The organism is Variovorax sp. GW822-FHT04E09, from assembly GCF_058800845.1.
On record NZ_JBXAMR010000013.1, the window covers coordinates 44,479 to 57,854 of the forward strand.

Annotated in this window: 12 protein-coding genes and 1 tRNA gene; 6 read left to right on the forward strand and 7 right to left on the reverse strand. The window is 68.4% G+C overall.

Annotation, left to right across the window (positions count from 1 at the left end; genetic code table 11):
- The first annotated feature begins 78 nt into the window (after positions 1–78).
- The 3 genes from AC1RL8_RS30095 (at position 79) to AC1RL8_RS30105 (ending at position 4,646) form a co-directional block, all read left to right on the forward strand.
- Positions 79–2,640 carry a fimbria/pilus outer membrane usher protein gene (locus AC1RL8_RS30095; RefSeq protein WP_492687319.1) on the forward strand — a complete coding sequence of 854 codons (2,562 nt, stop codon included), beginning with the start codon at positions 79–81 and terminating at the stop codon, positions 2,638–2,640.
- Positions 2,641–2,686: 46 nt separating this feature from the next.
- Complete coding sequence (locus AC1RL8_RS30100; RefSeq protein ID WP_492687320.1) at positions 2,687–3,682, forward strand: fimbrial protein; 996 nt, start codon at positions 2,687–2,689, stop codon at positions 3,680–3,682.
- A 208-nt stretch (positions 3,683–3,890) separates the two neighbouring features.
- Entirely contained in the window at positions 3,891–4,646 is a 756-nt protein-coding gene (locus tag AC1RL8_RS30105; RefSeq protein WP_095949443.1) for a winged helix-turn-helix domain-containing protein, read from the forward strand.
- Positions 4,647–4,775: 129 nt separating this feature from the next.
- Here the strand turns inward: AC1RL8_RS30105 and AC1RL8_RS30110 are convergent, their stop codons facing one another.
- A complete protein-coding gene (locus AC1RL8_RS30110) occupies positions 4,776–5,138 on the reverse strand; it encodes a hypothetical protein (RefSeq protein ID WP_492687321.1) in 363 nt (120 codons plus the stop codon).
- 148 nt (positions 5,139–5,286) lie between these two features.
- Between AC1RL8_RS30110 and AC1RL8_RS30115 the strand changes: the two genes are divergently transcribed.
- Positions 5,287–7,545: a hypothetical protein gene (locus AC1RL8_RS30115; RefSeq protein WP_492687322.1), complete on the forward strand. Its 2,259-nt coding sequence runs from the start codon at positions 5,287–5,289 to the stop codon at positions 7,543–7,545.
- A 5-nt stretch (positions 7,546–7,550) separates the two neighbouring features.
- Positions 7,551–7,979 (forward strand): DUF1810 domain-containing protein, encoded by a 429-nt coding sequence (locus AC1RL8_RS30120; protein WP_492687323.1) that lies wholly within the window; start codon positions 7,551–7,553, stop codon positions 7,977–7,979.
- On the opposite strand, the gene AC1RL8_RS30125 is transcribed toward AC1RL8_RS30120, so the two are convergent.
- Entirely contained in the window at positions 7,980–8,306 is a 327-nt protein-coding gene (locus AC1RL8_RS30125) for a hypothetical protein (protein WP_492687324.1), read from the reverse strand.
- Positions 8,307–8,336: 30 nt separating this feature from the next.
- Positions 8,337–8,828, reverse strand: coding sequence for a ferritin-like domain-containing protein (locus AC1RL8_RS30130; RefSeq protein ID WP_492687325.1), 492 nt, complete (start codon positions 8,826–8,828; stop codon positions 8,337–8,339).
- Positions 8,829–9,094: 266 nt separating this feature from the next.
- On the opposite strand from AC1RL8_RS30130, the gene AC1RL8_RS30135 reads away from it, so the two are divergent.
- A complete protein-coding gene (locus AC1RL8_RS30135) occupies positions 9,095–9,523 on the forward strand; it encodes a low affinity iron permease family protein (protein ID WP_492687326.1) in 429 nt (142 codons plus the stop codon).
- Between the two features lie 77 nt (positions 9,524–9,600).
- Here the strand turns inward: AC1RL8_RS30135 and AC1RL8_RS30140 are convergent.
- The 4 genes from AC1RL8_RS30140 to AC1RL8_RS30155 all read right to left on the reverse strand — a co-directional run bounded on the left by AC1RL8_RS30140 (position 9,601) and on the right by AC1RL8_RS30155 (position 13,370).
- Positions 9,601–9,676, reverse strand: a tRNA-Phe gene (locus tag AC1RL8_RS30140).
- Between the two features lie 18 nt (positions 9,677–9,694).
- Positions 9,695–10,396, reverse strand: a complete 702-nt coding sequence (locus tag AC1RL8_RS30145; RefSeq protein WP_062480363.1) for a response regulator — start codon at positions 10,394–10,396, stop codon at positions 9,695–9,697.
- Between the two features lie 77 nt (positions 10,397–10,473).
- A complete protein-coding gene (locus tag AC1RL8_RS30150; protein ID WP_070063903.1) occupies positions 10,474–12,804 on the reverse strand; it encodes a sensor histidine kinase in 2,331 nt (776 codons plus the stop codon).
- A complete protein-coding gene (locus tag AC1RL8_RS30155) occupies positions 12,801–13,370 on the reverse strand; it encodes a DUF4390 domain-containing protein (RefSeq protein ID WP_492687331.1) in 570 nt (189 codons plus the stop codon). Before AC1RL8_RS30155 ends, AC1RL8_RS30150 begins: the two co-directional genes overlap by 4 nt.
- Positions 13,371–13,376 lie beyond the last annotated feature (6 nt).

Genomic DNA, 13,376 nt, shown 5'->3' on the forward strand with positions numbered 1-13,376 from the left:
ACGCCGCGTCCGGGACGAATCGCCATGCGTCACTCCTGCGTCTTTCGCGCACCCGCCCGATCGGTACTTCATGCCGCCATGCTGGGTGCGCTCGGCATGCTGAGCGTGCCGGCGCTCGCACAGCAACCTGCGCCACGGCCGCCGTCGGGTGGTGCCGACTTCAATGCGGAATTTCTCAGCATCGGCGGCGACCAGCCGCACGCGGACCTGTCCCTGTTCTCCACGGGCAACCGCGTGCTGGCGGGGACGTACCTCGTCGATGTCTCGCTCAACGAGCGCAGCACCGGCCAGACCGACATCCGCTTCACCGCGGTGGAAGGCCAGCTCGACGCCACGCCCTGCCTCACACGCGGCATGTTCGACACGTGGGGCCTGAACGTGCCGGTGTTTCCCGGCCTGGCGAGCCTGCCGGACGACGCCTGCGTCGACCTGGTCTCCGCCATTCCCGAATCCGCCGTCACCTACGACGGCAGCAAGCAGCGCCTGACGCTCAGCATCCCGCAAGCGGCCTTGAAGCGGTCGGCACGCGGGGCCGTCGGCCCCGAAAAGTGGGACCGCGGCGTCACCGCCGGGATGCTGGACTACCAGCTGAACTTCGCACGCTACAGCGGCAACAGCACGCGCGACACCGCGCCGATGCCGACGGCGCCACAGAACATCTTCGACGGCAATCCGTTCACCGACAGCGCGCGCAAGCCGCAGCGCAACACGCTCTTCGCCGGACTGCGCGCGGGCTTCAATGTCGGCGACTGGCGCTTTCGCCATTTCTCGACCTACAACCGCGGCCTCGACGGCCACAGCCGCTGGCAAAGCGTGAGCACGTACGCGCAACGCGACCTGGCATCGATCAACGCCTACCTGCGCATCGGCGACGGCAACACGCCCGGCAACTTCTTCGACAGCCTGCCATTCCGGGGCGTGCAACTGGCCTCCGACGACGCGATGCTGCCCGACAGCCAGCAGGGCTACGCCCCCACCATCCGCGGCGTCGCCCAGACCAACGCGCGGGTCACGGTGCGCCAGAACGGCTACATCATCTACAGCACCTACGTCGCGCCCGGGCCGTTCGTCATCGACGACCTCTACCCTACATCGTCGAGCGGCGACCTCGAGGTGAGCATCGCCGAGGCCGACGGCCGGCAGACGCGCTACACGCAGGCCTTCTCGGCCGTGCCCACGCTGCTGCGCGAAGGCACGTGGCGCTTCTCGGCCGCCGTCGGCAGGTACCGCAATGGCGAAGGTGTGGAGACCTCGCCAACCACGCCCGCGGCGGCACGACCGGCCTTCCTGCAAGCCACGCTGGCGCGCGGGCTGGGCAACGAGCTCTCGCTGTACGGTGGGCTGATGGGGGCGAACATGTACCAGTCGCTGCTCGTCGGGGTTGGCAAGAATCTGCGCGATTTCGGCGCCGTCTCGGTCGACCTGACGCACGCGCGGACCACCGATCGCACGCCCCTGAACGGCGCGTCGGTCTACAACGGGCAGTCGCTGCGCTTCCTGTATTCGAAATCCTTCCTGGACGCCGGCACCAGCTTTCGCGTGGCGGGCTACCGCTATTCGACCAGCGGCTACCGCACCTTCCAGGAGGCGGTGCAGATGCAGGACCTGCAACCGCAGGAGTCGTTCCACAGCCGGCGCAACGAGCTGCGCTTCGAGCTGTCGCAGCAGCTCGGCGAGTGGGGATCCGTGTACGCCTCGGCGCGCCAGCAGAGCTACTGGGGCACCTCCGCCCAGGACCGGCTGGTGCAAATCGGCTACTCGGGCAGCTACAGGCAGTTCGGCTACAGCCTCTTCTACAACCACAGCACCAGCCTGAACCGCGCGCCGAACCGGCAGATCATGTTCACGCTGACCATTCCCCTGGGCGACACGCGCGCCCACGCGCAGTACGCCGCCACGCGGGAGATCGGTGGCCGGCTGGTGCAGCAGGCGAGCGTCTACGGCGCGGCGTTCGACGACAGTCGCCTGACCTACAACCTGACCGCGGCGCATGCCAACCAGGGCGGCGACAGCAGCGGCAGCGCAAGCGCCAGCTACCTCTCGCCCGTGGGCCGCTTCGACCTCGGGCATTCGCGCGGCCCGGGCTACGGCCAGACCACGGTCGGCGTGGCCGGTGGCCTGCTGGCACATGCGGGTGGCGTGACGCTGTCGCAGCCTCTGGGCGAAACCGTGGCGCTGGTGCAGGCGCCCAAGGCGCAGGGCATCGGCCTCGAATCGCGTCCGGGCGTGAGCACCGATTGGGCGGGCGACGCCGTCATTCCCAACCTCAGCCCGTACCGGCTCAACCGCGTCGCGCTTCGTACCGGCGACCTGGGTGACACCGTGGAAGTCAGGAACGCCGCCATGGACGTGGTGCCCACGCGCGGCGCCGTGGTGGCCGCGCGGTTCGAGACCTCGGTGGGCTACCGGCTGCTGATCACGCTGACCAACGGCAAGGGACGCGCACTGCCGCTGGGCGCGCGGATCGAGAACGACAGCGGCCAGGAAGTCGGCGTCGTCGGACCGGACGGCCAGGCCTTCGTCACGGGCGCGGGCGACAGCGGCCAGCTCACGGTGCGCTGGGGCCAGGACGCGGCGGACCAGTGCAACGTGCCCTACCGCCTGCCGGTCGATCCCAGCCCCCGCCCATCCGCGAACTGACCGCGCAATGCCAGGCGACAGACAGCGCGCCACCGAAGGGAATGAAATGAGCAGATGCCCCCTGTTGAATGCCTGCACGGCAGCCTCGGCCCTGGGCCTGCTGCTGTGCGCCTCGCCAGTGCTGGCCGAGTGCTACGTGACCAAGGGCTACGTGGAAAAAATCGTCAACATGAACATCGGCCGCGTCGTCATTCCCAACGACGCCACCGTGGGCACGGTGTTCAAGCAGCAGTTCTTTCCCCTGCCCCTTTCCGGCACGACCGACAAGCCATGGACCTGCAAGAAAGGCGGCGTCGTGAAAGGCGTGATGCTGCAGGGCACCCCCGTGCCGGGCTACGACCACGTGTTCACCACCAGCGTCCCCGGGGTGGGCATCCGCCTGTCGCGCTACTTCGACCAAAGCTCGGTCTCCTACTACCCGCACGAGCGCTCGACCACCGACGACTTCGGCGATTTCAACGCGGCGTCCCGCTTTCAGGTGGAACTGTTCAAGACCGCGCCCGTCACCGGCAACGGCCCGCTCGCGCAGGGCACCTACACCCAGTACTACAGCGTCGCCGACACGCAGTCGGTTCTCACGACGAACCTGCTGGGCGAAGGCATCACCATCATCACGCCCTCGTGTTCGGTCGACCTGGGCTCGCGCAACATCCTGGTGCAATTCGGCAAGGTGCCCAAGGACGGCTTCAAGGGCCGCGGCAGCACCACGGCCGAACGCAAGTTCAGCATCAAGCTCAACTGCAAGGCCGGGCAGAACGCGCAGAACACGGTGTACCTGCGCATGGACGCGCCACAAGATCCGTCGAACGAACCCGGCGTGCTGCGACCCACGCGAGGCACGCCGAACCTGGCGACCGGCGTGGGCATCCAGGTGATCAACGCGAAGAGCGTGCCCGTGAAGTTCGGGGAAGAAGCGCTGGTCGGCACCTCGATGAACGGCGACTACGTGCTGAACTACACCGCGCGCTACTTCCAGACCGGCAACCAGGTGACGCCGGGCCGGGCCGACGGCACCGCCACGTTCAGCATCGAATACAAGTAAGAGCCCATGGAGAGGCTCGCTCCGTACCAAGAAGCGGGCAAGGAAGGATCACCCAGCGGCAGGATCGGATCAAGAAAAGCCCCCCCCCTGACCAGAATCAAGATTCTTCGCGCACCGCGGAGGCAGCTTCGGCTCCTTGCAAGCAGGTTCAAGGTCGCTGGCTGATTCCGCTGTGAGTTACCGCCGTCTTTTGGAATCGACCCATCCCATGACCCTCGAGGGAAAACTGTCCCTGGCCCTGCTGGACAACAGCAGCTCGCGCAGCACCTTGCTCCAGGAGCGCCTGCGCACCATGGGTCACCGGCCCGTGATGTTCAGCACCATCGGAGAGTTGCTGTCCACCTTGAGCCGCGGCAGCCGCTTCGACCTGCTGCTGGCTGCGCCCGATGCCATGGGCAGCGAAAGCCTGCTCACCGTGTGCTGGGTGCTGGGCATGCCCGCGCTGCCCATCACCGCACAGGGCGAACCCGACGTGGTTGCGCTGCCCTCCTATTTCGACGACATGCCCCTGCTGGGCAGCGGCACCAACTTCGACTTGCGCCGCATCTCGAACGAGGCGCTGGTGCAGCACATGCACACGCTCTACACGGAGCAGGACACGAGCGCCGCCACGCGCCAGGCCCCCTCCACGGACCGCTGGACCTGGGGCGAGTACCGCTTCGTCGACGGCAACAACACCGTGCTGCACCGCGACCGCGAGATCGCGCTCCAGCCGCGGCAGTTCTCCTTCGCACTCGAGCTGTTCCGCAACCTCGGCAACGTGCTGACGCGCTCCTGGCTCATGAGTTCGGTGTGGAAGCTCCCGCCCGAACGCCCCGTCACGCGCTCGCTCGACGCCTGCGCCACGAACGTGCGGCGCAAGCTGTCGCTGCAGCGCGAAAACGGGTACGTGCTGCGCGCGGTCTACGGGCAGGGCTACCAGCTGGTGCCTGTCTCCTCGCCTGCGCCGTCGTATCGCATGTGAGATCCGGGGTGCGACGGCACCCTCGCGCATCCAAAGAAAAGCGAACGCTTCAGACGGTCGCTTTTTCTTTTTGGGGGGCGACTTCTTGCGAGTCCGAGATCCGCGCAGAAGATCGCAAGACCCAAAGGCTCAGGACCGCGGTGCCCCACCCTCGCGCTGCCGCATGCGCCACTCCCCGACGAAGTAGTCGGCGCGAAACTTCAGCCGTTCGATCACGGCTTCGCGGGTCGGCTGCTGCGCAATGACCAGCACGCACCGCGGCTCGTTGCCCTCGCGAAGTTCCGCCTTGCCCGAACAGGCGCCTTCGGCGGATTGCTGCAGTTCGAACCAGCAACTCCACCCTTCGGGCAGATCGAGATCGATGCGTGTGGCGGTCATGGCGACCGGAGGATAAGTCGGCGCGGCGCATCCACTCAATACCCTGGCATTGACCCTGCTGGCCATGGGTGGGATGCCGCGGTCGTCGGTCGCGATGTCGGCGTCGACCGACATCGCTGCGCGCCGTCTGTCCTCACGACCGCCCCGTCGCGCGATCTAGGCTTACGCCCACGAATTGAAGGCGCTGCGTCGTGCATGACGCACGCAGCCCTCTCTTCAAACACTCCCGATCCCGCACGACCATCCCAAGGACATCAGCCCGTTGACGACCGCCACCGCCCCCGTTCCCGCCGACCTTCCCGGCACCCACTCGCCAGGCCCGACACCGCACCGCTGGCAGTTCATCCGTGCGGGCGGCGTGGACCAGGTGGTGTTCCGCAGCGGCGAGGACATCGCACGCATCGCCGAGCTCGACCAGAAACTGTGGGTCGCGCTCGCCTGCCCCACGCGCGGCATCGACTTCGATGCTCGCACGCTCGACCTCATCGACACCGACGGCGACGGTCGCGTGCGACCGCCCGAGGTCATCGCGGCCTGCCAGTGGGCCTGCGAGCGGCTGCGCAGCGCCGACGTGCTGCTCGCGGGCGGCGGCACGCTGTCGCTGGACGACCTCGACGACGCGCGCGCACCGGGCGCCGACCTCGCGAAGGAAGGCCGACGCATCCTCGATCTGCTCGGCAAGCAGGGCACGCACACGCTGACCCTGGCCGACATCGCCGACCGCGGCGAATGGCTGGCCGCGATGCGCTTCAACGGCGACGGCGTGGTCACGCCGGCCACGGCCGGCACCGACGACGCGCTGCGCGCCACCATCGAGGAAGCGATGCGCACCCACGGCAGCACGCCCGACCGGCACGAGCAGACGCCCGGCCTCGATCGCGCACGCGCCGAAGCCTTCATGGCCGAGGCACAGGCGGTCCGCGACTGGCATGCGCAGGGCGACGAGGAGGCGTTGCTCCCGCTGGGCGCACGCACGCTCGCTGCGGCCGAGGCCCTGCGCGCGGTCGCGGCCAAGGTCGACGACTTCTTCGCGCGCTGCCGCGTGGCCGCCTATGACGTGCAGGCGGTGGTGGCGCTCAACCCCTCGCCCGAAGCCTACGACGCGCTCGCGGGACACACCTTCGATACGAACGTGCAGCCCGTGGCCGAGTTGCCGCTGGCGCCGGTGACGCCCCATCGCGCATTGCCACTGAGCGGTGCGAGCCTCAATCCCGCCTGGGCCGAGGCCATGGCCGCGTTCGCGCGCGATGCGGTGGCGCCGCTGCCCGGCGAACGCGACACGCTCGAAGAAGCCCAGTGGCAAGCGCTGCGCGAGCGGCTCGCGCCTTGCGACGCATGGATCGCCGCGCGCCCTGCCAACGCCCTCGCGGGCCTGTCGCGCGAACGCATCGACGCCTTGCTCGCGACACGCGACGCGTTGCTCGCACTCATTGCCGAAGACGAGGCCGCCGAGCACCACAACCGGCTGCTGACCGACCTCGAAAAGTTGCTGCGGCTGCAGCGCGACTTGCGCGTGCTGCTGCACAACTTCGTGTCGTTCAAGGCGTTCTACCGGCGCGAGGGCGCGATCTTCCAGGCGGGCACGCTCTACCTCGACGGGCGCAGCTGCGAGCTCACGGTGCAGGTGCAGGACACCGCGCGGCACGCGGCGCTGGCCGGCCTGGCCAAGACCTGCCTCGCGTACTGCGACTGCACGCGCCAGGGAGAGAAGATGAGCATCGTCGCCGCGTTCACGGCCGGCGACGTCGACTTTCTTTTCGCCGGACGCAACGGCGTGTTCTACGACCGCCAGGGCCGCGACTGGGACGCCACCATCACCAAGCTGATCGAAAACCCCACGAGCGTGGCGCAAGCCTTCTTCGCGCCGTACAAGAAATTCGTGCGGTTGATCGAAGAGCAGGTCGCCAAGCGCGCGGCGGCCAGCGAGGCCGGCTCGCAGAGCGCGTTGCAGACGCTGGCCGGACGCGTCGCCACCGCCGACCAACCGACCGACGCAGCGGCCTCGTCAACGAAGACGCCGGCCAAGCCGGGACCGATCCTTCCCACCGCCAGCCGCATCGACGTGGGCACCGTGGCCGCCATCGGCGTGGCGCTGGGCAGCATCAGCGCGGTGCTGGTCGGCATCTTCGGCAAGTTCGTCGACCTGGGGCAATGGATACCGGTGGCGCTCGTCGGCATCGTGATCGCGATCTCGGGACCGAGCATGCTGATCGCGTGGCTCAAGCTGCGCCAGCGCAGCTTGGGCCCGATCCTCGATGCGAGCGGATGGGCCATCAACGGGCGCATGAAGGTCAACGTGCGCCTGGGCGGCATGCTGTCTCAGACGGCGCGCGTGCCATCGGGTGCCCAGCGCATCGCACCCGATCCGTACCGCCAGCGGCACGGCCTCGCGGGCGCGCTGGCCGTCACCTGCGTGGTCGGTGCGGTGCTGCTGCTGGCGTGGCGCATGGACTGGCTCGACCCTCGGTTGCCGCCGCGGTTGCAGCATGATCGAGCGACCGCAACCACACCGGGCGCTTGACACACATGACCATCGACTGGCACCTCGAACGCTTCGTGGCGGCGCAAGAGCCCGTCTACGCCCAGGTCTGCGCGGAACTCGCGGCGGGACGCAAGCGCACGCACTGGATGTGGTTCGTGTTTCCGCAACTGAAGGCGCTGGGCCGCAGCGCGACCGCGCAGTTCTTCGGCCTCGACGGTGCCGCCGAGGCGGCGGCGTACTGGCAGCACGCTGTGCTCGGTGAGCGACTGCGCCACTGCGCAGGGCTGGTGCGCGCCCTGCCCGGCACCGATGCGTATCAGGTCTTCGGCTCGCCAGACGACCTCAAGCTGCGCTCCTGCATGACGCTGTTCGAGATCGTGGCGCCTGAAGCCCCCGTGTTCGGCGATGTGCTGGCGCAGTACTTCAACGGTTCGCGGGACGACACGACGATCGCGCTCATCCGAGCTGCGTGATCAAAACCGGCCCTGGCCGTCGCCCGTGCGGTCATGCGCCCAGCGAATCGCCTGTTGCTCGGCATGGCGCAGCGCCTCGGCCTCGCTGCCGTACGCGACGTTGTCCGTGTCGGGCGGCAGGCGCTGCTCCGCGCCTTCGACGTCGCCGCCCCTATGGGCACGGCAGAAGACCACAGGCCTGAAGGTCTGATCGTCCACCTGCTGCGCGGCGCACGAAAACCACCAGCCGAGGTAGCTGAAGGTGAGAAGGCGCTCGCCGACGCCGTCCGCAACTTCCGTCGCGGACGGCGCACGGGGCATGGCGGGCGCGTGGCTGTCACCGGTCATGGTGGAAGGCATCCCGAGGGTGCCGGCCGGTCAGCCCTTGGCGCTGCGGAATTGATCGCGCAGCCCCTTGATCTGGTCGTGGTTGGCTTGCGCACCGTCGGCCTGGCGTTGCACCAGCATGCGCACCTCGGCAGGCAAGTCGGCCTTCAGCGCCTTGCGGTAGCGCGCGAGTGCCGCGTCCTCGCCGCGCTCGCATTCCTCGAGCATCGACAGCGCGCTGTTCGCGCCGACCGCGCCCTTCACATGCACCCAGCCGCGATGCATCGCACCGCTGACCGTGCCGCCATCGTCGGGTTTGCCGCCGAGCTGGCGGATGAGTGCGACGAGTTCGGATGCCGCGCTGGCGCATTGCGAGGCGCGGCTTTCGAACACCGGCTTCAGTTGCGCCGAGTCGACTTCCTTCGCGCAGGCGCGAAAGCCGTACTCGCCGTCGTGCGCGTTCTCCAGCAGGTCGTTCAGAACGTCGATCACCTGATCGTTGGACACCGCGTCCGCGGTGGTTGCCTGGATATCGTTGGCCATGGGTGGTTGCTCCTTGAAGGCCGGTCGCCGAAGCGAGGGCCGGGTTGAGAAAGAAAGACTGCAATGAGCCTTCATGGTCAACACGGTGCGGGAAGCGCCCTGTCGTCTCGACCCGACGACGCGTGTAAGCCGTGTCCGAGGCCACGGCCACACGCCGCTATGCGCCGACAGCCTCAGGGGAATTGCGATGCCATGCGAGGCGGGCGTCGGCTGACGCGCCCACGCGCACCGTCGCGGCAGCATCGCCCCGACTGGAGGACACGCGCATGGAGCGACTCTTTGATTCCTTCGCCAACACCGTCGCACGCTGGACGGGCAGCCCGGCGGCCTTCCTGGTCTGCGTGATCGTCGTTGTGGCCTGGGCGGTCGCGGGGCCGTTCTTCGGCTTTTCGGAAACGTGGCAGCTGGTGATCAACACCGGCACCACCATCGTCACCTTCCTCATGGTGTTCCTGATCCAGAACACGCAGAACCGCGACAGCGTCGCCCTGCAGACCAAGCTCGACGAACTGATCCGCACCTCGGATGCGGAGGACGATTTCATCGGCATCGAGCGGCTCACGGACAAGGAGCTGATCGCGCTGCACGCGCGCTGCGAGGCGGCGGCCAAGCAGAGCCAGGCCACACTGGCGAAGACGCGGGCCGAACGCAGGCGCCGCGGGCATGACGACATCAACGGGGATCGGGCCGGATAACGGGAACGTGATTCCCCAAACACGGCGCCAGAATGCAAAAAGCCCAACCTCGGAAGGTCGGGCTTTTTGACTGAATATGGTGGCCTGGGGCGGAATCGAACCACCGACACGCGGATTTTCAATCCGCTGCTCTACCAACTGAGCTACCGGGCCATTGTGTGCAGCCTTAAATTATACAGCGCTTCTGCGGCCTCGGGAAAGATCCACACCCAATTGTTTGAGTTTTCTGTACAGGTGGGTGCGCTCGAGGCCGGTTTTCTCGGCCACGCGGGTCATCGAACCGTTCTCCATCGCCAGGTGGAACTCGAAGTAGGCCTTCTCGAAACCGTCTCGCGCGTCGCGCAGCGGGCGGTCCAGGTCGAAGCTCTGGGTCGACTGCGGACCCGCGTCGGCCACCGGCACGGCCGCGAGCGACGCCATCAGCAGGCTGTCGCCCGTGGTCGTGATGGCGGCGGCCTGATGGGCCCCCGTGGGCGGCGGCACCACGCCGGCGGCGGTGCGGCGGGCGCTCTCGCGCGCCAGCCCCTGCTCCACCGCCTTGAGCAGCTTCTGCAGCGTGATGGGTTTTTCGAGGAACGCGAAGGCGCCGATGCGCGTGGCATCGACCGCGGTGTCGATGGTGGCGTGGCCGCTCATCATGATGACGGGCATGCTCAGCAGGCCCGCGGTGGACCACTCCTTGAGCAAGGTGACGCCGTCGGTGTCCGGCATCCAGATGTCGAGCAGCACGAGATCGGGCCGGGCGCGTTGTCGGGCCGCGCGGGCTTCGGCGGCGTTTTCCGCGAGCTCCACGTTGTGGCCTTCGTCATTGAGAATTTCGAAGAGCAGGTCCCTGATGCCCAGCTCGTCATCGACCACGAGAATGTTTGCCATGAGTGCTGCTTGTTGTATGCGCTGGTGTGTATTGATCCGCTCCCGATCCAGCCCCTATGCGCTGGATTCGCCGGTACTCAGGCGGACGAAGATTTCGAATCTTCGGTGTGAGCGACCGCTGCCCGCGGTTCGCCTGCCAGCGCGAATGATAGCGAGACTTGCGCCCCCGCCACAGCCCCGTCGACGACACGATTGGAAAGCTCGATGCGCGCGCCGTGTTCGTCGGCGATCTTCTTGACGACGGCCAGGCCCAAACCGGTACCTTTTGTTTTCGTGGTGACGTAGGGCTCGAAGGCGCGCTTGAGGATGTTTTCGGCAAAGCCGGGGCCGCTGTCCTGCACGGTGAGGCGCACGCGCTGGCCCGAATCGCCCAGCCGGGTGCGGATGACGACCTCGCCCACCCGGCCCGTGCCACTGGCGGCGGCCTCGGCGGCGTCCTGGGCGTTCTGCAACAGGTTGTGCACGACCTGGCGGATCTGCTGTTCATCGCCGCGCACGGGCGGGCAGCGCTCGTCGAGCTCCGAGCGCAGCGTGATCGGCAGGTTCTCGGCGTGATACAGCTGCAGCACGTCGGCCAGCAGCGCATTGAGGTCGACCGGCTTGAGGTCGGCCGCGGGCAGCCGGGCGTAGTCGCGGAATTCGTTCACGAGCCGCTTCATCGCATCGACCTGGTCGACGATGGTCTTGACCGACTTCACCAGGATGGCCTGCTCGGGCGGCGCCACCTTGCCAGAGAGCTTCATCTCGAGCCGCTCGGCCGACAGCTGGATCGGCGTGAGCGGGTTCTTGATCTCGTGCGCGAGGCGGCGCGCCACCTCGCCCCAGGCCTGTGCGCGCTGGGCCGAGACGATTTCGGAGATGTCGTCGAACACCAGCAGCCGCGCGTCGCCCGGCAGCTCGGCACCGCGCGCGACGATGTTGATGGCGTCGTCCTGTTGCGGCAGGTCATTGCCGGTGGCGTGCAATTCGAAGGCGTGCTGCCAGTGGTCCAGGCCGTGCTGCATGCGCTCGACCAGGAACTCGTCGAACTGCTGCTGCACCTTGGCGCCGAAATCGGCCAACCCTGGCACATCGACCAGCGCCTTGCCTTCATAGGCAGCGAGCGGCGCGCGCAGCACGCGGGTGGCGCCCGGGTTGGTGGACAGCACGGTGCCCTTGGCGTCGAGCACGATCACGCCCGAGGTCAGGTTGTCCAGGATGGTCTGCAGGTTGCCGCGGGCGGCGTCGAGCTGGTCCATGGTCTTCTCGACCGCGCCGCGCGCGTCGGCCAGCTGCTGGGTCATGACGGCGAACGAGCGCGTGAGGCCGCCCAGCTCGTCCTTGCCCTGCAGCACGGCGGTGGGCCGCAGGTCGCCGGCGGCCACCTGGCGCACGCCGTCGGCCAGCACGAGCAGCGGCCGTGCGAGCTGGTTGCCGAACAGCACGGCCAGCAGCACCGCGCCGAACACGGCGAGGAACAGGCTCAGCGTGAGCGTGCCGATGTACATGCGCCGCAGCCCCTCGCGCGCCAGCGCCCGCTCCTGGTACTCGCGGTTGGCCTCCTGCACGGCCAGGGCGTTGGCGACCACGGCCGGCGGCAGCGGCCGCGTGACCTGCAGGTAGCGCGGCGCGGTGTCGAAGTCGAAGCCCGGGCGCTGCACCATGGCCAGCGCGCGCACGCTGGCACTCGACGGCGTGGCGCTGGGCAAGGCGGTTTCTTCCAGGCCCTCGACATGCGCGACGGCGCGGTCGGGCCGCACCTGGCGGAACTGCTGCGCCGTCGGCCGCTCGGGGTTGAGCTGGAAGCGCGACGCGCCGGCGCTGGCCACCAGCTGGCCCGAACCGGTCCAGAGGATCACGTCGCTGGCTTCGAGCTGGTCGCGGATGCGCTCCAGCAGCAGCCCCGCGCTCGCGTCGGGCACCTGCGACAGCTGGGCGCTGGCGGTGCGGGTCTTGGCGGCGAGGTCGTCGGACAGCGAATCGAGCGTGGCCCGGCCCAGGTTCAGGCCGGCATCGAGCGCGCCCTCGACCTTGACGTCGAACCAGCTCTCGATCGAGCGCGCGACGAACTGGTAGGACACCACGTAGACCAGCGCCCCGGGCACCACCCCCACGAGCGCGAAGATGGCGGCGAGCTTGATCAGCAGCCGGCTGCCGAACTTGCCCTGGCGCAGTCGCCGAAGCAGCCGGAACGCGACCCAGCCGATCACCAGCACCAGCAGCACGGCCACCACCACGTTGATGCCGAACAGGCGCACGTAGTAGCGCTCGTACAGCGCGCGGTTGTTGGTGGCCTGCGCGAGCAGGAACATCAGCACCAGGCCGATGGCGGTGACCATCGCGGCGCCGACGCCCACGGCCCAGCGCAGCGCGCGCGAGCGGCGGGCGGCAGGCGTGGCCGCGGCGCCGCTGCGCGGCTTGCTGCTCACCGCTGCTTCTCCAACGGCAGCCGGGCGGTGCGCTCGGCGGCGATGTTCCACTCGGCCTGCCCGACCATGCCGATCTGGAAAGGACGCGGCAGCTGCGAGGTGTCGAGCCAGAAGCGGAAGGTGACCTGGTGCAGCGGCTCGTCGCCGATCTCGGCGGCGTCGCCCAGCCGCAACCGGCCGATGCGCTTGATGGCCTCGAGCGCGTCGCCGAGGCTGTCGAAGTTCTGGTTCAGCGAGATACCGAAGCCGGCGGCGCCGGTGATCGGCACCGGCGACACATTCAGACGCCAGCGGCGCGTGAGGGGCTGGTAGGCCAGCCGCATGTGGCGCGCCACCTGGGCGACCTTGCGGTCGGTCCAGTACCAGCGCTCCTGGAAGACCTCGGCCTCGGCCACGAAATAGATGGCGATGCCCTTGTCGAGCACGTCTTCCACCAGCGTGGGCAGCTCGAACTGCACGGCCGCGCTCAGGTAGACGCCGTCGTCGGCCTGCTCCAGGCGCATCTGGGTGATGGTGGCGCCGCCGGGCCTGCCCTGGGCGGTGGCGGCGGCCGGGAACAGGGCCATCCACAG

Excerpts from the sequence above, each read along its gene's own strand:
- AC1RL8_RS30095 (WP_492687319.1), top strand. The coding sequence starts at position 79 with ATGCTGGGTGCGCTCGGCATGCTGAGCGTGCCGGCGCTCGCACAGCAA.
- AC1RL8_RS30100 (WP_492687320.1), top strand. The coding sequence starts at position 2,687 with ATGAGCAGATGCCCCCTGTTGAATGCCTGCACGGCAGCCTCGGCCCTG.
- AC1RL8_RS30105 (WP_095949443.1), top strand. The coding sequence starts at position 3,891 with ATGACCCTCGAGGGAAAACTGTCCCTGGCCCTGCTGGACAACAGCAGC.
- AC1RL8_RS30110 (WP_492687321.1), bottom strand. The coding sequence starts at position 5,138 with ATGTCGGTCGACGCCGACATCGCGACCGACGACCGCGGCATCCCACCC.
- AC1RL8_RS30120 (WP_492687323.1), top strand. The coding sequence starts at position 7,551 with ATGACCATCGACTGGCACCTCGAACGCTTCGTGGCGGCGCAAGAGCCC.
- AC1RL8_RS30125 (WP_492687324.1), bottom strand. The coding sequence starts at position 8,306 with ATGACCGGTGACAGCCACGCGCCCGCCATGCCCCGTGCGCCGTCCGCG.
- AC1RL8_RS30130 (WP_492687325.1), bottom strand. The coding sequence starts at position 8,828 with ATGGCCAACGATATCCAGGCAACCACCGCGGACGCGGTGTCCAACGAT.
- AC1RL8_RS30135 (WP_492687326.1), top strand. The coding sequence starts at position 9,095 with ATGGAGCGACTCTTTGATTCCTTCGCCAACACCGTCGCACGCTGGACG.
- AC1RL8_RS30145 (WP_062480363.1), bottom strand. The coding sequence starts at position 10,396 with ATGGCAAACATTCTCGTGGTCGATGACGAGCTGGGCATCAGGGACCTG.
- AC1RL8_RS30155 (WP_492687331.1), bottom strand. The coding sequence starts at position 13,370 with ATGGCCCTGTTCCCGGCCGCCGCCACCGCCCAGGGCAGGCCCGGCGGC.